This window comes from Methanococcus mangrovi, from assembly GCF_054506835.1.
Genome location: NZ_CP197114.1, coordinates 1195292 through 1214097 on the forward strand (window position 1 = coordinate 1195292; position 18806 = coordinate 1214097).

19 protein-coding genes are annotated in these 18806 nt (G+C 31.9%); 5 read left to right on the forward strand and 14 right to left on the reverse strand.

Going from position 1 to position 18806, the window contains the following annotated elements:
- Window positions 1-15: 15 nt before the first annotated feature.
- Both mvk and selB read right to left on the reverse strand, forming a co-directional pair.
- The gene (mvk, locus tag ACS5L2_RS06380; RefSeq protein WP_459201189.1) at window positions 16-969 is read right to left on the reverse strand and encodes a mevalonate kinase; all 954 of its coding nucleotides are present in this window, start codon (window positions 967-969) and stop codon (window positions 16-18) included.
- A 10-nt stretch (window positions 970-979) separates the two neighbouring features.
- The gene (gene selB / locus ACS5L2_RS06385; RefSeq protein ID WP_459201190.1) at window positions 980-2386 is read right to left on the reverse strand and encodes a selenocysteine-specific translation elongation factor; all 1407 of its coding nucleotides are present in this window, start codon (window positions 2384-2386) and stop codon (window positions 980-982) included.
- A 115-nt stretch (window positions 2387-2501) separates the two neighbouring features.
- On the opposite strand from selB, the gene frhD reads away from it, so the two are divergent.
- On the forward strand, window positions 2502-2984 hold the full coding sequence (frhD, locus tag ACS5L2_RS06390) for a coenzyme F420-reducing hydrogenase, FrhD protein (RefSeq protein WP_459201191.1): 483 nt from the start codon (window positions 2502-2504) through the stop codon (window positions 2982-2984).
- Here the strand turns inward: frhD and ACS5L2_RS06395 are convergent, their stop codons facing one another.
- Entirely contained in the window at window positions 2985-3782 is a 798-nt protein-coding gene (locus ACS5L2_RS06395) for an RlmF-related methyltransferase (RefSeq protein ID WP_459201192.1), read from the reverse strand. It abuts the gene before it with no gap.
- Window positions 3783-3886: 104 nt separating this feature from the next.
- Between ACS5L2_RS06395 and ACS5L2_RS06400 the strand changes: the two genes are divergently transcribed.
- From ACS5L2_RS06400 to ACS5L2_RS06410, 3 genes are read left to right on the forward strand one after another with little or no spacing between them, the layout of a single operon-like run.
- The gene (locus ACS5L2_RS06400) at window positions 3887-5014 is read left to right on the forward strand and encodes a DNA repair exonuclease (protein WP_459201193.1); all 1128 of its coding nucleotides are present in this window, start codon (window positions 3887-3889) and stop codon (window positions 5012-5014) included.
- A gap of 13 nt (window positions 5015-5027) precedes the next feature.
- Window positions 5028-8009 (forward strand): AAA family ATPase, encoded by a 2982-nt coding sequence (locus ACS5L2_RS06405; RefSeq protein ID WP_459202624.1) that lies wholly within the window; start codon window positions 5028-5030, stop codon window positions 8007-8009.
- 10 nt (window positions 8010-8019) lie between these two features.
- A complete protein-coding gene (locus ACS5L2_RS06410) occupies window positions 8020-8415 on the forward strand; it encodes a PIN domain-containing protein (RefSeq protein ID WP_459201194.1) in 396 nt (131 codons plus the stop codon).
- Window positions 8416-8431: 16 nt separating this feature from the next.
- Here the strand turns inward: ACS5L2_RS06410 and ACS5L2_RS06415 are convergent, their stop codons facing one another.
- The 11 genes from ACS5L2_RS06415 to ACS5L2_RS06465 all read right to left on the reverse strand — a co-directional run bounded on the left by ACS5L2_RS06415 (window position 8432) and on the right by ACS5L2_RS06465 (window position 17494).
- Window positions 8432-9232 carry an MBL fold metallo-hydrolase gene (locus ACS5L2_RS06415; protein WP_459201195.1) on the reverse strand — a complete coding sequence of 267 codons (801 nt, stop codon included), beginning with the start codon at window positions 9230-9232 and terminating at the stop codon, window positions 8432-8434.
- 5 nt (window positions 9233-9237) lie between these two features.
- Window positions 9238-9708, reverse strand: coding sequence for a protease complex subunit PrcB family protein (locus ACS5L2_RS06420; RefSeq protein ID WP_459201196.1), 471 nt, complete (start codon window positions 9706-9708; stop codon window positions 9238-9240).
- A gap of 4 nt (window positions 9709-9712) precedes the next feature.
- Window positions 9713-10507, reverse strand: coding sequence for a polyprenyl diphosphate synthase (gene uppS, locus ACS5L2_RS06425; protein WP_459201197.1), 795 nt, complete (start codon window positions 10505-10507; stop codon window positions 9713-9715).
- A gap of 15 nt (window positions 10508-10522) precedes the next feature.
- Window positions 10523-11257: a methanogenesis marker protein Mmp4/MtxX gene (gene mtxX / locus ACS5L2_RS06430; RefSeq protein WP_459201198.1), complete on the reverse strand. Its 735-nt coding sequence runs from the start codon at window positions 11255-11257 to the stop codon at window positions 10523-10525.
- Between the two features lie 128 nt (window positions 11258-11385).
- The gene (locus ACS5L2_RS06435; protein WP_011171291.1) at window positions 11386-11586 is read right to left on the reverse strand and encodes a histone family protein; all 201 of its coding nucleotides are present in this window, start codon (window positions 11584-11586) and stop codon (window positions 11386-11388) included.
- Between the two features lie 198 nt (window positions 11587-11784).
- Window positions 11785-12867, reverse strand: coding sequence for a 2,5-diamino-6-(ribosylamino)-4(3H)-pyrimidinone 5'-phosphate reductase (locus ACS5L2_RS06440; RefSeq protein WP_459201199.1), 1083 nt, complete (start codon window positions 12865-12867; stop codon window positions 11785-11787).
- 27 nt (window positions 12868-12894) lie between these two features.
- Window positions 12895-13671 carry an NAD+ synthase gene (locus ACS5L2_RS06445; RefSeq protein WP_459201200.1) on the reverse strand — a complete coding sequence of 259 codons (777 nt, stop codon included), beginning with the start codon at window positions 13669-13671 and terminating at the stop codon, window positions 12895-12897.
- A 15-nt stretch (window positions 13672-13686) separates the two neighbouring features.
- Window positions 13687-15000 (reverse strand): methyl-coenzyme M reductase glutamine C-methyltransferase, encoded by a 1314-nt coding sequence (locus ACS5L2_RS06450; protein WP_459201201.1) that lies wholly within the window; start codon window positions 14998-15000, stop codon window positions 13687-13689.
- 6 nt (window positions 15001-15006) lie between these two features.
- Complete coding sequence (gene rimI / locus ACS5L2_RS06455; RefSeq protein ID WP_459201202.1) at window positions 15007-15492, reverse strand: ribosomal protein S18-alanine N-acetyltransferase; 486 nt, start codon at window positions 15490-15492, stop codon at window positions 15007-15009.
- A gap of 162 nt (window positions 15493-15654) precedes the next feature.
- On the reverse strand, window positions 15655-16443 hold the full coding sequence (locus ACS5L2_RS06460; RefSeq protein ID WP_459201203.1) for a sulfide-dependent adenosine diphosphate thiazole synthase: 789 nt from the start codon (window positions 16441-16443) through the stop codon (window positions 15655-15657).
- A gap of 76 nt (window positions 16444-16519) precedes the next feature.
- A complete protein-coding gene (locus tag ACS5L2_RS06465; RefSeq protein WP_459201204.1) occupies window positions 16520-17494 on the reverse strand; it encodes a tRNA lysidine(34) synthetase in 975 nt (324 codons plus the stop codon).
- A gap of 145 nt (window positions 17495-17639) precedes the next feature.
- Here ACS5L2_RS06465 and thiI point away from each other — a divergent pair, with 145 nt between their 5' ends.
- The gene (gene thiI, locus ACS5L2_RS06470; protein ID WP_459201205.1) at window positions 17640-18791 is read left to right on the forward strand and encodes a tRNA uracil 4-sulfurtransferase ThiI; all 1152 of its coding nucleotides are present in this window, start codon (window positions 17640-17642) and stop codon (window positions 18789-18791) included.
- The last annotated feature ends 15 nt before the right edge of the window (window positions 18792-18806 follow it).

The following is an 18806-nucleotide window of genomic DNA, read 5'->3' on the forward strand; positions in this document are numbered from 1 at the left end:
AAATAAAATTAATAATTAATTGGCCATTTTGCATTCGTAAATTCCAATTACACCGATTTTTTTAAGTTCTTTTAATAATTCTTCCCTATTTTCTTTTAAAAGAATTATTGCAGAGCCTCCCCCTCCGGCACCCGTTAATTTCCCACCGTAACCGTAAGTTTTACCTGCCTTTGCAACTAAATCCAATTTTTCCGTTGAAATTCCAAATTTTTTAAGAAGTTCATGATTTTCATTCATCAATTTTCCAAATTCAGCCATATCATCTACATTTTTTACTTTTTCAATTATTTTCCCAATTTCTCCAAAAATCTGCTCTTTTTCAGGGTGCCTTGAAACGTCATGCACAAGTTCTGCAGTTTTTCTTGTCCTTTCTTCAACATTTACAACTAAAAATTTACAGTTTTTTATAAATTCTTCTATTTTTTTGGGCATTGGCCGATATTCCCCGTTTATAATTTCGATCATTCCACCAAGAGAAATCGTTGCAGTGTCAGTTACGCTTGCTCTTCCCTGGACTTCTTTTTCCACAGAATATGCAAGATTTATCGTTTCATCATTTTCTAATTCAATTTCATAAAACTTTGAAATAGAACGAATAACTGTTACAACAACGGATGCAGATGAGCCCAATCCACAACTAAGCGGTATTTCCGAATACAATTTTAATTTAAAAGGTTTTATCTCTTTTAAATTTTTAAATTCGGATAAATAGTATATTACATATTTTACAGCACAGATTACATACTTTAACGCGGGGCTAAAGTTTGAAATTTCAAGATTTTTAATTAATTCGGGGGTTATTTCAAAAATTTCATTTAAATCTACAAGGTCTATTAAAATTGTATCAGAATTCGCTTCAATTTCACCCGTTGTTTTCAAATCAAGTGCCATTGAAATTGCAGGATATCCATCAACTACCGCGTGTTCACCAAACAATATAATTTTTGAGGGGGTTTTTATCGTGTTCATACAATCCACCTTAACCCCATCTTCTAAGCCTGTTTAAAAGTACTTTATCACGGTTCTCAACATTTCCACTAAATTCCGCGGTTAAAAGACCCTTCGTTCCAAAAGTTCCTTTTATTTTTCCAACAACATCTTTTCCTTCAACAGATACTTCTTCACCGATTAATTTTTCAGCAGCAACCTTTGATTGAGATAGTCCTTCGATTACAGTTCTACTTTTATCAATTTTAATTTTTCCTTCACGCAGTACTTCTTTTTTAATATTTAAGTCTTTTATTGGTTTGAATTCCTCGATTAAACCATGTCCACAAATTCTAAGGGTTGTTGGCGGAAGGTCAAGCCTTGTAATTAAAACCCTATCTCCAACTTCTGCCAAAACCTTTTCCTCAAGTTCAAATGCACAGTAGCATTCATCTCCAGAAATTATTTCATTTAAAATTATATTTTCTTTCGTTTTTCCACAGGTTAATTTTTTAAACGGAACTGCAACTGCCGGAACTATTAACATCCCGACATTTAAGTGAACTTTCATTTTTGGCGTTAAATTATATTTGAAAATATCTGAAATTTTTATTTTTGCAACTATTTTATCAACAACCTGTAAATTAGTATCTTTCGAAGTTAAAATACATCCACGATAGATTTGTTTTGATTCGACCCCCTGAATTGCCATTCCAACCCTATCCCCCGCCTTTGCTTCGGTAACGCTTTCTTTAAAGCACTGTATGCTCCGAACTTTTGTAGCCATGTTTATTGGAAGAACTCTCAATTCGTCACCGACTTTCACAATCCCCTTGTTAATAGTTCCGGTTACAACAGTTCCTGCCCCTTTTATCGGAAATGCATGATCAAGCGGCATTTTAAAATAACTTTCAGTATTTCGAATGATTTTTGCACTGTTTAATGTATCTACTATCAATTCTTTAAGTTCGACGATACCAGTACCTGTTTTTGCAGAAATTGGAATAATTGAACTGTTCTTTAAATTTTGCGTTGACTGTAAAATCGACTTCATGAACATTTCCGTTCTTTTAATCTCTTCGCTTTTTGCATTGTCTGATTTTGTAATGACCACTATCGTTGGAATGTTAAAGTGGTCAAGAATCAACATATGTTCCCCAGTCTGTGTTTTTGGCCCCTCTTTTGCATCAACAACAATTAATGCAAGGTCGATTATATCTGCAGCACTTACAACAGCCCGAATTAAATCAGCGTGCCCCGGTGCATCAACTAAAGTTATACGGTAATTTTCAAGTTTAAATGCCGAAAACCCAATATCTATTGTAATTCCACGTTTTTGAGATTCCGGCAGTTTGTCGTGTGCCGAAGTCGACGCAATTTCCGTTAAAACCTTTGAAAGCGTCGTTTTTCCGTGGTCGATGTGTCCAAAAATTCCAAGATTGATATTTTTAAATTCCATTTTTTTACCCGTGATAGCAATTCCTAAAAAATGATATACCTTGATTATATATGCACTTAGGTATAAAAGGATAAATAAATTTTGAACTTGATTTTTGAACTTTTTGGTGATGTGTATGATTCCCGATTCTTTAAAATACGAAATTTTAGTTTTTGGATGCGGAAACCTGATATTTGCAGACGATGGCTTTGGATACGAGGTAATTGCAAAGCTTGAAAAGATGGAACTTCCAAAAAACGTTGGATTAATTGATGCTGGAACCGGAGCGCCTTATTATTTAATGTCAATAATGGATGAGGAGTGCCTTACCAAAAAAATTATTATTGTTGATATTATTGATTTTCAGCTTCCTCCCGGAACCCTAAAAATACTTTCAACAGAAGAACTCACGAAAATAGACAAGTACACTTTTGATGCACACGACATGCCTCTTTCAGATTATTTAATAAAAGCAAAAGAGTCTGGAATCGATGTAACAGTTATCGGATGCCAGGCAAAGAGAGTAACGATGCCCGATATAGAAGTTGGATTAACAGACGAAGTTAAAGCATCCCTTGACGATGCTGTAAAAATGGTTCTTGAAAAAATCAAAGAATAATTAAAAATCATTTTTAGCTTTTATAATATGCCTGATTCTTTTTCCAGTTGTTATTTCGGATTTTTCAAGCGTTAGTCCGAGTTCTAAAATTTTATCTTCAACGAGTTTTCGCCGCTCAAACGGCTTTTCTGGAAACATTATTGCAATAATTCCACCATCGTTTAAATAGTTCATTCCTTCCTCGATTATTTTTTGTGAAAATACTTCTCCATAACTACCGCCACCAATTAACTCAACTTCGCTTGCAAAAGCTCCCCCAAAACTTCTTTTTGAAGCTACTGATTTATCCGCATAATATGGGGGGTAAGATATTATTAAATCGAATTTTTTATTTTTTAATTCGGGAATATCATCGATTATTTTTCCTTTCGAATCAACAAGAGTTATTTTCGAATTAAGATTATTTTTTGAGATATTTTCTCCTGCAATTTTTAAATAATCAAAAACTGTATCTGTTGCAGTGACATTACACCCAAAATATTTTGCAATCAATATCGAGATGATTCCAGAACCCGTTCCAATCTCCAAAACATCTTTAATGTCATCTTTTTCATCAAAAATATTTTTTATAAATAAATATCTGTTAATGGGTGTCGGAATAAGTGCATCTTCATGAAAATTCATATTTAACCCAAAAACATGGCTTAATATTGCAATATTATATTCTTTCATTGCTTCTTTGTTCTTAAAATCAATCCTTGCTTTTCCAGACTTGTAAAACACAAAATCTTTCAATTTTTCATTTACTAAAATTGCATCTTCAATTTTCAGCCCGAGTTCTGAGAGTTCATGTTTCATCGTTTTCACATTTTTATTTTAAAAGGATTGAAGAAACATTTACTATAAAAAAATATTTAACAAATACTGTTGAAAGTTAAATTAATTAATCTTGGAGCGATACTATGCAATTTGTTCACATGGCGGATAACCACCTTGGATACCGCCAGTACAATCTTGATGAGCGGGAAAACGATATTTACGAATCATTTTTAGAATGTATTGACAAAATTATTGAAATAAAGCCCGATTTTGTAATCCACAGCGGTGATTTATTTGAAAGTTCTCAACCCCCAGTAAATGCAATTCGCTGTGCAATTGAAGGTCTTTTAAAATTAAAGGAAAAAAATATACCGATTTACTTAATTCACGGAAACCACGACATCCCTAAAAACCATCAGAAGGGAAAACCTTTTGGAATTTTAAAAAAAATCCTTGGAAACGGTTTATTAACGTTTGGAAAAAATAAATCCCATGTATTCAATAACGAAGTATTTATCGGCGGAATTGAATACGTGTCCCAAAATAAAATTCCAAAAAATTACGAGGATTTAGAAAAAATCAGTTCAGAGTCTAAAGATTATAAAAAAAAGATACTGCTTTTTCACCAGAGTGTAAACCCATTTATCCCGCAGAGCTTTGAAATGCAAGTTACAGACTTTCCAAAAGATTTTAACTACATTGCAGGCGGCCACATTCATCAAAGAGCACTAAAACCGATTAACGACGAAAATTCGGTATTTTCATATGCAGGATCAACTGACATAATGTCGGTTAGTGAAGTTAATGATTATAAAAAAAATGGAAAAGGTTTCTATTTAGCCGATTTAAGCGGAGATTTTGACATTAATTCAGTCCAGAACATCGATATAGAGTGCAGAAATTTTATAATAGATAAAAAAATTAAGAATGAAGCTGACTATAAAAAAATAGTTACAGAACTAAAAAATTTGCAAAACAGCACCAATAATACTAAAAAGTCGGTTTTATACTGCGATATTGTAGAAAATTTATTTAATTCGTTTAATGAGGAAGTTACAGATTTAACGCTTTACAAAAGAATAAACCGAATTGATGAAAACCTTGAAGACATTTTAATTATTAATGAAAGCAGCATCGAAGAAATATTTCAAGAATATATTAAAAGTAAGAACATGGACGTTGATTTTGTCTACAATCTCTATAAAAAACTTTTAGAAACTGACAGCGATTCAATAGGTTACGTAAACGACTACTTTAAAGGCAACTATTAAGGGGGCGTGTTTGATGATTATTAAAAGTATCAAAATGGAAAACTTCAGAAGCCACAGGAACACCTCAATAAATTTTAACAGGGGGATAACTTCGATAATTGGTCAAAACGGGAGTGGAAAATCGTCAATATTTCAGGCAATGAACTTTGCACTTTTTGCACCCCGAGGAAATACTTTTAAAATCGAAAATTTAACACAGCAGGGCGCTGCATCTTTTTCGGTGGAATTAGAATTTGAAATGATGGGAAATACCTACATTGTAAAAAGAAAAAGGTTTCAAAATAAAACCGATGACAAATTGTATGTTAATGGAAAATTAAATGCTGAATCTGCATCTGAAATCAATAAAAAAATTGAAGAAATTTTAGAAATTGATAACAGCGTATTTTCAAACGCGATATATATTAAACAGGGCGAAATTGCAAATTTAATCCAGATGGCCCCGCGAGAGAGAAAAGAAGTTATTGGAAAACTTCTTGGAATTGAAAAGTACGAAAAAGCTTCTGAAAACATGAATATTGTAAAAAAAAGCTACGAAGAACAGCTTTTTGAACTAAACGGGGAACTTAAACAGGAACCCGAAATTTTGGAAAGTCTTCTAAAACTAAAAAATGAAGTTTTTGAAACTGAAAAAACAAAAGAAGAAATTTTAAAGAAATATGGGAATTTAGAAAAGCTAAAACTTGAAAAAAATTCAGAATTAATCCAGATAGAAGAAAAATTTACTGAAAATAACATATTGAAAGAAAATTTAAAGGATATTATTTCAGAAATTAAAAATATAACCTTAGAAATTCAAAATCTAAAAAATTCACTAAATTCTGTCAGTGAAGAATCCAAAAATTTATCAAAAAATGAAGAAAATTTTAAAAAATTCCTTGAAATTGAATCGGCCATTAAAGAACTAAATAAAAAGTTAATAAGCCATAAATCTGACTACGAATCATACCAAAAATTAAAAGCAGTAGAAGAGTCATTAATAAAAGATTTAAATGTATTAAGTGAATCTTTGAAGGATAATACCAAAAATTCAGACGAATTAAAAGAATTTTTAAAGGAAACTGAAAAAAAAATTCGGGATTTGGACGTGGTAAAAGAAAAAATAACAGAACTTAATTTTATTGAAAAACAGATTTTTGAAATAAACGGCCACAAAAAAACAGTAGAAGAACTTTTTGATACATTTAACACTTACGAAAATTCAATTAAAACTTTTGAAGAATTAAAAACTAAAAAAAATAGTTATGAAAATCTTTTAAAAGAAAAAGGCGAAATTGAACAGAATTTTCAGAAAGAAACTTGTGAAAAAACCAGATTAATATCTGAACTTTCAGATTTTAAAGAAATAGAAGATAGTATTAACCTTGAAAATAAAATAAAAGAAAAATTTGAAGAGTTATCTAAAAAAATAGATAAATTACATGAAATAATTACAAAAAAAGAAAGTAAAATTTCAGAAACTAAAAATTACAGGTCCGAGCTTGAAAAAACTAGGGATTCATGCCACGTCTGCCAGTCAAAAATAAGTGAAGAAAAAAAACAGGAACTGCTTGAAAAATATGATTCTGAAATTCAAAGCGAACAGTTATCGGTTGAAAGTCTTAAAAAACAGCTCGAAATCATAGCAAATAAAAAAGAACAGGTAAAATTAAAATTAAACGAAATTGATTCGTTAAAATTAAAATACGGGGAACTAAAAGAAAAAAAGAACTACCTTTTAAAAATTGAAGAATCGCTACTTGAAAATAGCAAAAAAATAAACGAATTAAACGAAAAAATTAAGGAATATTCTTCATTAAACGATGAAATAACGATAATTGAAAATAAATTAAAAGGTTTGGAAGAACAACACCAAAAATATACATATTCTGCTCAATTTTTAACTAAAAATGACGAATCTAAAATTTTAAATAAAAGGTTGGAACTTTCAAAAATTATTGGAAATTACGATTTTTCAAAAATTAAAAATGAAAAAGAATCCCTTGAAAATTCAAAAGACGAATTAAAAAGTAGTATTTACAAGTTAGAAAGAGAAATTAATTTAAAAACGGAATTAAAAAATATTCAAAATAATATTTCTTCAAAAATAGGAATTTTTGAATGCTACATTAAATGGGAAACTGAAAAATCAGGTTTTGAAAATAAACTATCCGAATTTAAAGAAAATTACGAAAAATATAAAGAAAGTTTAGCCGTACTTAAAAACCATTCAAAGATGTATCAGGTGGAAATAAGTAATTTAAACGAGTTTTTAAACCAAAAAATTACCGAAAAACAAAATATTTGTGAGAAATTCCTTGAAAAAAGATTAGAAATTGAAAAAAATATTCAAAATTTAAATTATAATCCAGAGTTACACGAAAATGCTAAAAAAGTTTATGAAAATACATTAAATGACTTTAACGGGATTTTACGAAGTTTGGAAATAATAAAATCCGAACTAAAACTTAAAAATGAGAATATACTTTATTTAACTGGAAAAATCAAAAATTTATCTGATAAAAAAGAAGAAAAAAGAAAAATCGAAGAATTTAGAGAATATCTCGATAAAATAAAAAGGGAAATTTTTTCAAAAGATGGTTTTCAGAAATATTTAAGAGAAAAGTATATTCCATTAATTCAAAGGCATACAAACCAGATTTTTCAGGACTTCGAACTTCCATATTCCCATATTCAACTAAAAGATGACTACAGCTTGATAGTTGACGGCCTTCCAGTTGAGACATTGAGTGGAGGAGAACAGATTGCAGTTTCCCTTGCATTAAGGCTTGGAATTTCTAAAGCAGTGTGCAATAACATCGAATGCATAATTTTAGATGAACCAACAGCGTATCTTGACGAAGACAGGCGAAAAAACTTATTAAATATTTTCAAAAACATAAAAACAATAAACCAGATGGCAATAATCACGCACCATCAGGAACTCGAACAGATTGCAGATAACATTATAAAAGTTAAAAAAATCGGCGAAAATTCAAAAATATCGTTAGAATAAAGGTATAATTATGTACAGGGTACTTCCAGACACGAACTTTTTAATTTACGGATTTAAACATGGTATAAATTTTGAATACGAATTAAACAGTGCTATTGATAGAGGCTACAGGATATACATTATGGACTGTGTTTTAAAAGAACTTGAAAAGTTAAAATTGGAATTTAAGGGAAAAGAAAAACTTTCCGTGAACTTGGCAATAAAATATGCCAAAAACTTTGAAGTTATCGAATATAATGTTGGAAAATACGCTGACGAGATGATTTTAAACTATTGTAAAGAAAATAAAGATGTGATAATCTGTACTAACGATAAAAAACTGAAAAAAGACTTAATCGACATTGGAACCCCGATAATTCTTGTAAAACAGAAAAACCACTTTGAACTTCAGGGTTATATAAAATAAACGTAAAAAAATTAGTTTAATAATCAATATAACCAAAATTACAAGATTTATTTTCCATTGTTACTTTTAAACCGATTTTAGCAGGAATTACGGGAATATCAACATGTTCTGAGATATATCTTGCTTCTGAGTCTGGATCAGTCATTTTCATTCCCATGTGGTACATTGTTAGCATTTTTGGCTTTTTGCTCATTGAATTTACTACTTCAATTATATCGTTTGAACACATGTGGCCAGGCACTTTTTGACCCTTAACTCGAATCACGTTTGCAATTAATAAATCTACACAATCAAAATCTTCGATTAATGACTCGATATATTCTGAATCCGAAGTATATCCAATTACTCCATCTTCTGTTTTCATTTTAAATCCTATTGTTTCAGGATCGTTGTGTTTCGTTTTTGTCGCAGTCAATTTCCAACTATTTACAGTCATTTCATCATAAGGCTTTAAAACGTGCCTTTCCCCAACTCTCGACTGGTGGTACGTAGAAATTCCTTTTTCAAACCTGCTGTTCCCGTTTAAAACTGAATTGTTGCCAATCAAAATCCCCTGTTTTTTCGTCATTCCTTTCGTCATTGCTTCAACAAGGTTTTCTGCATCAGTATAGTGATCCGGATGGCAGTGTGTAGTAATTATTGCATCAGTTTTCCAGGGGTTAACATTAAGCTGGTTCATTCTAACTAATGCCCCTGCCCCAGGATCAACGTGCATATTCATGCTTTCAGAATTAATTCTAAAGCCACCTGTTCCTTTAACCTGAGTTATACTTTCCCATCGGCCCCCTCCGCCCCCAAGAAATACTATCTCTATCAAGTTCATCACTGTTCTACTGTTTTAAATTTAACATTTTCGTATTTTCCACTGACTTCAACTATTTCGTATGGATAAACTATTGCCCTATCAGAAATGGTTTCAGGCGTTATTTCTTCAACGTAAACGCTTAATACGCCATCTTCTAAATTTATTGAATTAATTTCTATTGTATTTTCTGAACCCAACTTTTTGCCCATATAAACTTCGATAACCGTTTTATCCCCATTTATATTGCTTTCATAATGCTTGTAAGAATCCCCATAAATTCCAGATTCCAAAATCTTAAAGGATATTGATTCAATTTCAGAAAAATTGTCAGATTCATAACTATTATTTAGTTCTACTTCAATATTCGGATTTTCGGATGAAGTGTTATTTACTAAAATTTCGTTAGATTTTTCAGCAGTAGTATTTTCTCCAATACACCCGCTAAAAATAAGAACAACTGAAATTAAAAAAATAAACGAATATTTCATTTCCTCACTTCCCGTATCTGCGTTCCCTTTTCTGGTATTCCCGAATTGATCTTAAAAAATCAACTTTTCTAAATGTCGGCCAGTATGTTTCACAAAAATATAGTTCCGAATAACAGGACTGCCAGGTTAAAAAATTACTTATTCTCTCTTCCCCAGACGTTCTAATGATTAAATCAGGGTTTGGTGAAGGAAGATTGCAGGTATACAAATTCTTAGATATTAATTCGATGTTTATATCATCAATTTCTATTTCATCGTTTTTTACCTGTTTTGCAATTTTTTTAACACTATCAATTATTTCCTGCTGTCCGCCGTATGCGATTGCAAAATTAACGAAAAAATTAGAATAATCTTTTGTTTTATCTTCTGCATAACTAATTGCTTTTTGAACGTATTCTGGAAGCATTTCTCTTCTTCCAATAACGCCCACACGTATTTTATCTTTGTGAGTATCCGGATGATTCGCAATTTCAATAAATTCTTTTTCAAAAAGGTCCATTAAAACTTTTACTTCGTGTTCTGCTCGCTCAAAATTCTCTAAAGAAAATGCATACAACGTTATCGTATGAATCCCCAAAGAAACACACCATTCTATAACTTCATGAACCTTTGAAGCGCCTAAATTATGGCCGATTTCCGGATTTTCGCCCAATTTTTTTGCAAGTCTCCTGTTACCATCCATAATTATTCCGACGTGTTTTGGACGGGGGAATTTAGAAATTTTTGATTCCAATTCTTTTTCATATAATTTTAGTGCCCCAAACTTGCTCAAATATTCATAAAATTTAAATAACGGCAAAGTATCACCAAAGTTTTAAAAACCTTCTTTTAAAAATTTAACTGCATTATAATATCTTTTCCAATTTCCGCTTCTACTTGTATCTATAAAATTAATATTTTCACTATTTAAAATAATCGCACCAAACCCTTCTAAATTACAGACAAGCGCAAATGCCCTAAATAAAAGATTTCCCGAAATTCCATTCTCTGCAAGAATTATGTTGTATCCTTCCTTTAGATATTCTTCAATTAAAATCCCTTTATGTTCAATTTCTAAATTTTCAAATTTTTCCGACGATTTTACATATTTTAAAAGATTTTCAGCTTCAAAAATTGAATTATCTACGTTTTCACTCCGCCCAACATCCGAAAGTCTGCCTGCGGATAAAATTCCTACTTTTGGAATTATTCCTCTTGATTTTAAAAATTCAGACGAATATTTGATTATTTGCAGTTTTTCATTGAATCTTATTTCAGAACTTTCAGAAATCTCATCTATTCCAACTGGCGCGAGTATGAAAATTTTATTGTTAAACGGGTTTTTTAAAATAGATGCTCGGTAAAATTTCCCGATTTTTTTTCTTAAAATTGGAATTAATTCATTAGATGAAAGCGAACCCCTAATTGCACCATCGTATCGATTATTAATCAAGCCATCAATTAAAATTTCAGGACTTTCCACTAATTCAACGTCTATTCCTTCTTTTCTTAAATTCTCAGCTGCAGTTAGCACTTCGTCTTGATTTTTACCGATACCGATAGCATACATGGTGTCCACCATACTTGATAATATTAAAAAAATAATCTTTCACAAAATATAATAATCAACTATATATCGATTCAACCACATACAAAAACATGCAGTAGTAAATGAAAATAAAAAAATTGTTAAGGTAGTTATTTCATTGCTAATTTTAAATCGTCTGCTTTAACAGTTTTTCTGCCTGCGTGCTTAGCTAAACTAACTGCTTCTTTAGCTACGTCAACTGCGATTTCTTCTAATGCTTCTGCAAGCATTACTGCTGCATCTCTACTTACTCTTTCAGCACCTGCGGATTTGAGGATTCTCTCCATTGGTGCAACTGGAAGTTCTGCCATAGAATCACCTTCTTTTCTTATTACAATTTAAAATGGTATTCTTCCAGTATTTATATTTTTCCTAAAAAATCGTATTCTTTTTTCGATTACAAGAGTTAATCAGTTTGTAATTCAAAATATCTGGATGATTCATTTAAATTTATTTATTCAAATATCCAAGTAATAAATAATTTGAAAAAAAAGAAAATAAAAAGAAAATTACTTAAATGAACCAACTACCCCGTATTCTAAAACTATTCCATCATCTAAGGGATAATACCGTTTCAATTCTAATTTTATGCACTCCTCTATGTTTTTAAATCCGTCTCCATCAACATATGTCGGAGAATTTGCCCCGCCAAACACTTTTGGAGCTATATACACCCTAACTTCGTTTATCAAGTTTTCTTTAAACATTCCCCAATTTAAAGTTCCGCCACCTTCGAGAAGAATTTTATTTATTCCCATTTTGTAAATTTCATTCATAATTTTTCTTAAATCAACTTTTTGAACTCCTGCTCGTAATACCATAATTCCCATTTCTTTTAATTTTCTGATTTTTTCTTCTTTTTCATCCGAAATCGGCGTTGTTGTTGCAATTACGGTTTTTGCATCTTTATTCAACACCCTTGCATTTAATGGGATTTTTAAATTGCTGTCGACCACAATTCTTAAAGGGTTATCTTTTTGTGATGCATTGATTTTATGGACAGTTAGCCTTGGATCGTCTTTTAAAACAGTTCCAATTCCGACCATGATTGCATCAACTTCCTTTCTTATTTCATGAACCCGTTTTAAATCGTTTTCACCAGAAATCCTTGAATCATTTTCTATTGTAGCTAATTTCCCATCAAGGGTCATTCCAACATTTGATATAACATAAGGGAGCATGATATCACTTAAATCGCTGTTAATATTAATTCTTCGCGAAATATACGGATATAGACTTTCAATATCTTTTAAATCACCGCGAGAATACCTAATTATCTCTTTTCTAATCAAATTATTTACTTTAATACCCCTGCTTTGAAATTCTTCTATTATATTTTTAGCATAAACCCTACCGGCTCGGTCAAAATCTGTTAAAAGTATAACTTCAGGGATATTTTTTGCGATTAAATCGTCTGCTATTTGAAATACAGTAGTATTTGACACAGTTATAAAATTAGCATTTATTTTTAAATTTTTTAGGGACAATATATCATTTGGGCCTTCCACCAATATAGGAATTCCCTTTTCAGCCAGTAATTTTAGATCACCAATTATCAAACGGAGTTTTTCTAAAGATTCCAGCTTATCCATCTTTTCACAAAATAAAAATAGTTAAATTTAAGGCATTGGTAAAGGAAGAGATTTGTGTTTGTTTGTTGAAATCCTAAGCATTAATTCTTCCATTTTTTCTGGAGAAATACTCAAAAATTCGCATATATCATCAATTTCTTTTCCTTTTTCCATCAAATCTAAGAGTTTGTCAAGAGTTTCGTAAGAAATTCCAAGTTCCCCTTCGTCAGTCTGACCATCCCAAAGCCCTGCTGATGGTGCTTTATCAATTATTTCTTTTGGAACTCCAACATAGCCTGCAAGCTGCCTTACTTCGGTTTTAAAAAGGTTTCCAATTGTTAAAAAGTCGCTTCCAAGGTCCCCGTATTTTGTACCGTAGCCCATGTAAATTTCTGATTTATTGGAAGTTCCTGCAACAAGGTAGTTTTTCTTGTTTGCGTGGTAGTATACTTCAGTCATCCTGATTCTTGGTTTTAAATTTGCATCGACACGTCTATCAAACTCTTTTCCTTCAACGTATCCGCCTGCACCAAATGCAACCAAAACAGGAGTTATATCAAATACCGTGTAATCGATTCCGAGAGTTTCTGCAACGAGTTTTCCATACTTTTCGTCATCAGGATTTGAATTTTTTTCTGGCATTATTACTCCAAAAACATTATCTTTACCAATGGCCCTTACCGAAAGATATGCTACAAGGGCACTGTCTATTCCCCCACTGAGCCCCACTACAACGCCCTTTGCATCGGCATTTTCTACCTGTTCTCGTATAAAGTCACATATATTGTTTGCGAGTTCTTCCAACTGTTCATTTGTTCTTATCATGCTAATACCTCTCAATTAAATTAAGAAATCCCGGTACTTAAATATTAACTCGGTTGCCTTACGTATATCTGAACCTTGCATTTTTGCTTCGTCAAGATATACTTTTGATAAAGTATTTGTAATCATCCTTGGAGTTGATTTCCACATCTCTGAATGAAGCATTAAATCATATGCCCTTGCTTCGTTTTCTTTTAGACCATATTTTCTATAAGGTCCATTGTGGGGCATAAAAGTTGGATTTTTATCCATTTCGGTATTCAATACTTCACTGCATAGTTCAGTTTTTGGAATTGGTTCAGCCGCACTTACAAAAACATCGTCAAGTTCTGCATCGACAATAAAGTCTTTTGTCATTAAAAAGTCGACTTCTTTTTCTTTTGGATGCCCAACTATAAAACTTCCAGCAACTTTTACTCCGCAGTCTTTTGCAAGTTCGATTGCCTTTAAATTTTTCTTAGAATTGGTTCCCTTTTTCATTGAATTTAGAAGTTTATCGCTTCCGCTTTCAATTCCATAGAATACCCATCCAATTGAATAATTTTTAATGGCATTTAAGACTTCTTCGTCAACGTAGTCAACCCTCATGTCTGGAACGGATAGATTTTGCTTCCCCAGTATATTTGAAACGCTTTCAACCATCTCGATAAATTTATTTTTATTTACCGTGTTTTTAAAGTTATAGAGGCTTCCTGTACCGCCACTTATTGCAATTCTATTAACTCCATTTTTTTTAAGCTCTTTTACTTCCTCAATTATTAATTCAATTGGTTTACTTCGGATTTCTCGCCCAAAAAATTCAGGAACTTGACAAAACGTGCAGTGACCAAGGCATCCTCGGTGGGTTTCAATATATACATTTGCACCCCGTACATTTTGAGCTGCAATATCTTTTGGAACATAAATCTTTGAAAAATCCAAATCTGGCTTTGATTTTGGTTTATTAATTATCATTTCGCCATTTTCAATATATGCCAATCCATCAGTACTTCCGTTAATAATTTTAGGAGTTGTACTTTCCCCTTCACCTAAAATTACCCCATTAACATTTAATTCGTTTAATATAATCTCAGGATATGCGGAAATTGGCCCTGCAATGTAAATTTTTATGTTTTTAGATTTTAGATAATCAATAGTATCTTTAATCACTGGATCGATAATATTTAGAGTAGAATAAAGGCTAAAAATAACTACATCTGATTTTAAAAAAAGTTTCTTGTTTTTTATATCCTTTGTAAGTATAACAACGTGTTTATGCTTTTCTTTTAAAATTCCGCCGACTAACATGGCGCCGTAAGTGTATATCTCTTTAGAATAAATTGTAATTTTCATGATTATCTACCACATGTTCACAAAAATAGGATAGTTTCCGGATAAATCAAATCTTCTCTTTATCATGAGTATCGCATCTGCACCGTCGTCATAATAGTTATGGAGAACTTTTCTATCAACGTAATCTCTTTTATAATAAAATTCTCTCGCTTTTGTGTTATCAAAACGAACTTCTAAAACACAGTGTTTTACGTGGCACTCGTTAAATAAAAAATTTTCAACAGCATTGATTAGCGCATTTCCAATTCCATAATTTTGATACTCTGAATCAACCGCAATTGAAACAATATGGCCATTTCCCCATTCGATCAACGCAATAATATATCCAACGACCTTTTTGTTTTCATCTTCTGCAACTAAAAAGCCATCCGGAAACGAAGTATATATGTGCATCATCAAAAATTCCGGGTAATTCTTATCAAAAGAATCTTTTTCTATTTCCATTACTCTTTTCAAGTCCTTTTCGCGGAATTTTCGTATATTTACAATCATTATCTGTTCACCATTTACGGCATCAGTCCGAAATAAGTTGATACAATATAATTAAATAAATTATTAAAATTTAACGCTAAAATAAAAAAGAATTCCACGGGCACCAGAATTTTGAATTTTAAATTTAAAAGTTTTAAAAAAGTTAATAAAAAAATTTTATGTTTATCTATTTTCAAATTTTTCCAAAATCATTTCAGCACATTTTTTTCCAGAAAGGTACATTCCACCAAAAATTGCGCCCATTCTGTATCCTGCATGGTATGCATTTGCAGCCATTCCGCAGACGTAAAGTCCAGGGAATATTTCTCTCGTGTTTCTCGTGAGTGAATTTTCACCTTTATCTGCCCACATGGATTTTTCGCCAGGAACTTCAATTCCAAGGTCTTTGTTTTTTCTTGCAAGTGTGTGAACTGCTGAAGCATCGTGTCCTGTTGAATCTATCACGTATTTTGCGCTTATTGTAAGCGGGTCGATATGAAGTCCTGCTTTTTCGATTGCATAAGACTGGATAACTACCCCTGAAACCTTGTCTTCTTTTAAAATCAGGTCTTCTACCACAATTCCGGTTAATATTTTTGCACCTGCATCCATTGCAGCAACTCCCAATTTTGCAGGAACTTCTACTGAATCTGCGGTAAATAATTCGTCTTCCCCTTCAACTGCTTCAAGTTTAATTCCAGCTTCTCTTAATATTTCATCAGCTGGTTTTTCTACAACGATGTTTGGAAAGCCCATTCCTCCGCCCCATGTTCCGCCACCAAATGAGAGGTGTCTTTCGAGAACTACAGTTTTAACTCCGTTTTGAGCCAAATATTTTGCAGCTGTAAGCCCGCTTGGACCTGCACCAACAATTACAACATCTACATCTATTATATCCATCCACATGTCGAAAGTAGATTTCAATATCGATTTTGTTACTGCCACTTCATCTGCTCTGAGCTTTCCATCCATTTTTTCACTCTTTAAATTTTTAAATTTTTTTAATTTTTTATTTGTTTTAAAAATTTCAAAATCATATATTAATTTATCATTTTTGTTTATAGTGGTCAATACTATTTAATATTGAAGAAATGACCATTTCCCGTATATTTGGAACATCTTCTTCAAGCATCTTCAAAACTTCATGGGATTTTTTCCTTATTCCATCCCCATTGTGCCGGCTGTAGGGGCATTCATCCTTATCTTTGTAGTATTCAATACCACATTCAACTAAAGCCTTTATGATTTTTTCTTCAGAGACATTGAGCATTGGTCTAATCATACAGCAGCTTTTAAGATTTAATTTAAAGTCTTTAAAGTCCACATCTGTCTCATCAAAGTTTTTAATCGGCGCTAATGCCTTTATTATATTTCCTTTAAATATATTTGCCATTATAGTATCAGAGTTGTCTTCAAGAGTATGACCTATTGCAATTTTCACGTTTTCATTGCTTTCAAAGTTATTTTTAGCATAATTTGTCAAAACATGCCTTCTTACCATTGAACATGAGAAACATGGCGAATATTCAATTCCTTTCGTGTTTTCGGATAGCATTTTTGACATTTCAACGACATTCCCGTCATATGAAATTATTTCGTGGGAAATATTTAGATTTTTACAGTGCTCTGAAATTTTTTCCACGTTTTTGTTACTTTGTACCCACGGCCTTATACCGTTTATATTCAGGTCAACTGTTACCGCGTGAATTTCTACCCCGAATTTTCGGCGGTATGGTTCCAAAAGGTGCAAAAGTGCAAGACTGTCCTTTCCACCGCTCAACCCAAGCAGTATTTTATCTTTTGGAGAAATTATATTATTTTTTGAAACAAATCTTCCCATTCTCTCGGAAATCTCTTCAAAAACTCGAGAATACACAACAGGAATTCCAAAATCGTTTTCAATTTTTCTCATTTTTTCCTTTGAAAGTCTCGCCAAACCCTTGTTTGCAACGATAATTTTATCATTCCTTATCGTTAAATAAGAAGGGTTACAATATTTTTTTAACTCTTTTACGTCTATCATAAATCCACCTTAATAATAATCATTACATAAATATAACATATATGAAACATAATGCCTGAAAGTATTTATCAAGAACGAGGCTATTTTATTTAAATTTATTATTCTGCTAATATTATTTTTAAAAACGATTTTTAAGGTTGAAATATTGAAAAAATTTATTGTAAGATACGGCGAAATTGGAACTAAATCAAGGCAGACCATGCACTGGTTTGAAAAGTTGCTTGCAAAAAACATCTCAAAGCTTGCAAAAAAACACGAAATTTCCGCAGATGTTGAAATAATCCATACAAGATTGATTGTAAATGTTAAAAAAGAAAATTTCGAAAAAATGAAGGAACTCCTAAAAAAAGTGCCTGGAATTGTATCATTTAGCCCTTGCCATTACATAGAACCGGATATTGAAAAAATAAAAGAAATTTCGTTTGAACTTTTTGAAAAGGAAATTGAAAAGTACGAAAACAAAGAAAACATTACATTTAGAGTAAAAACACAAAGGCCGCAGAAAAAATTCCATTTAACTTCCCTTGAAGTGAATATGGCAGTTGGAGGGCCAATTTCTGAAAAATACGGGATAAAAGTAGATTTAAAAGACCCTACAATTTCTCTGGATATTGAAGTTTTTAATGAATACGCTTACGTATTTTCAGAACGAATCGATGGAATTGGCGGAATTCCAGTTGGAACTCAAGGGCGAGTTCTTGTATTATTATCAGATGGAATTGATAGCCCGGTTTCTGCATACATGATGGCAAAAAGGGGATGTAAACTCTTACTTTTGCACATGAAAACATCAGATGAAGGACTTGAAAAAACTAAAAAACTTGCCGATGTTTTAAGCAACTTTGATCCGGAAGCCAAATTCGTACATGTCGAGTTTAGCGAAGAACTTGCAAAAATCAAAGCCGAACTAACCGAAATTAACCGGGATAAATACACGTGCCTTTACTGTAAAAAATACATGTTAAATATTGCTGAAAAATATGCTAAATGGCATAAATGTGATGCAATTGTTAATGGAGACAACATGGGGCAGGTTGCATCCCAGACCCTTAAAAACTTGCGTGTAATTAGTGAAGGAATTGATTACCCGATTTTAAGACCTTTAATCGGGCTTGATAAAGTTGAAATTATGGATATTGCAAGAAAAATTGGAACTTTTGAGATTTCGACAAGCAAGGAAATAAACTGTTTTGCAGTTCCAAAACACCCGATAACGAATGCAACACCTGAAGAAATGGAAAAAATTGAAGAACAGCTTTTAAATTTGAGAAACGGTAATGAATGTAAAACTTGTTAAATTAGGGGAAAATCT

Bases quoted from the DNA above. Each gene is read 5' to 3' on its own strand.
- mvk (WP_459201189.1), bottom strand. From the start codon at position 969: ATGAACACGATAAAAACCCCCTCAAAAATTATATTGTTTGGTGAACAC.
- selB (WP_459201190.1), bottom strand. From the start codon at position 2,386: ATGGAATTTAAAAATATCAATCTTGGAATTTTTGGACACATCGACCAC.
- frhD (WP_459201191.1), top strand. From the start codon at position 2,502: ATGATTCCCGATTCTTTAAAATACGAAATTTTAGTTTTTGGATGCGGA.
- ACS5L2_RS06395 (WP_459201192.1), bottom strand. From the start codon at position 3,782: ATGAAACATGAACTCTCAGAACTCGGGCTGAAAATTGAAGATGCAATT.
- ACS5L2_RS06400 (WP_459201193.1), top strand. From the start codon at position 3,887: ATGCAATTTGTTCACATGGCGGATAACCACCTTGGATACCGCCAGTAC.
- ACS5L2_RS06405 (WP_459202624.1), top strand. From the start codon at position 5,028: ATGATTATTAAAAGTATCAAAATGGAAAACTTCAGAAGCCACAGGAAC.
- ACS5L2_RS06410 (WP_459201194.1), top strand. From the start codon at position 8,020: ATGTACAGGGTACTTCCAGACACGAACTTTTTAATTTACGGATTTAAA.
- ACS5L2_RS06420 (WP_459201196.1), bottom strand. From the start codon at position 9,708: ATGAAATATTCGTTTATTTTTTTAATTTCAGTTGTTCTTATTTTTAGC.
- mtxX (WP_459201198.1), bottom strand. From the start codon at position 11,257: ATGTATGCTATCGGTATCGGTAAAAATCAAGACGAAGTGCTAACTGCA.
- ACS5L2_RS06435 (WP_011171291.1), bottom strand. From the start codon at position 11,586: ATGGCAGAACTTCCAGTTGCACCAATGGAGAGAATCCTCAAATCCGCA.
- ACS5L2_RS06440 (WP_459201199.1), bottom strand. From the start codon at position 12,867: ATGGATAAGCTGGAATCTTTAGAAAAACTCCGTTTGATAATTGGTGAT.
- ACS5L2_RS06445 (WP_459201200.1), bottom strand. From the start codon at position 13,671: ATGATAAGAACAAATGAACAGTTGGAAGAACTCGCAAACAATATATGT.
- ACS5L2_RS06450 (WP_459201201.1), bottom strand. From the start codon at position 15,000: ATGAAAATTACAATTTATTCTAAAGAGATATACACTTACGGCGCCATG.
- rimI (WP_459201202.1), bottom strand. From the start codon at position 15,492: ATGATTGTAAATATACGAAAATTCCGCGAAAAGGACTTGAAAAGAGTA.
- ACS5L2_RS06460 (WP_459201203.1), bottom strand. From the start codon at position 16,443: ATGGATGGAAAGCTCAGAGCAGATGAAGTGGCAGTAACAAAATCGATA.
- ACS5L2_RS06465 (WP_459201204.1), bottom strand. From the start codon at position 17,494: ATGATAGACGTAAAAGAGTTAAAAAAATATTGTAACCCTTCTTATTTA.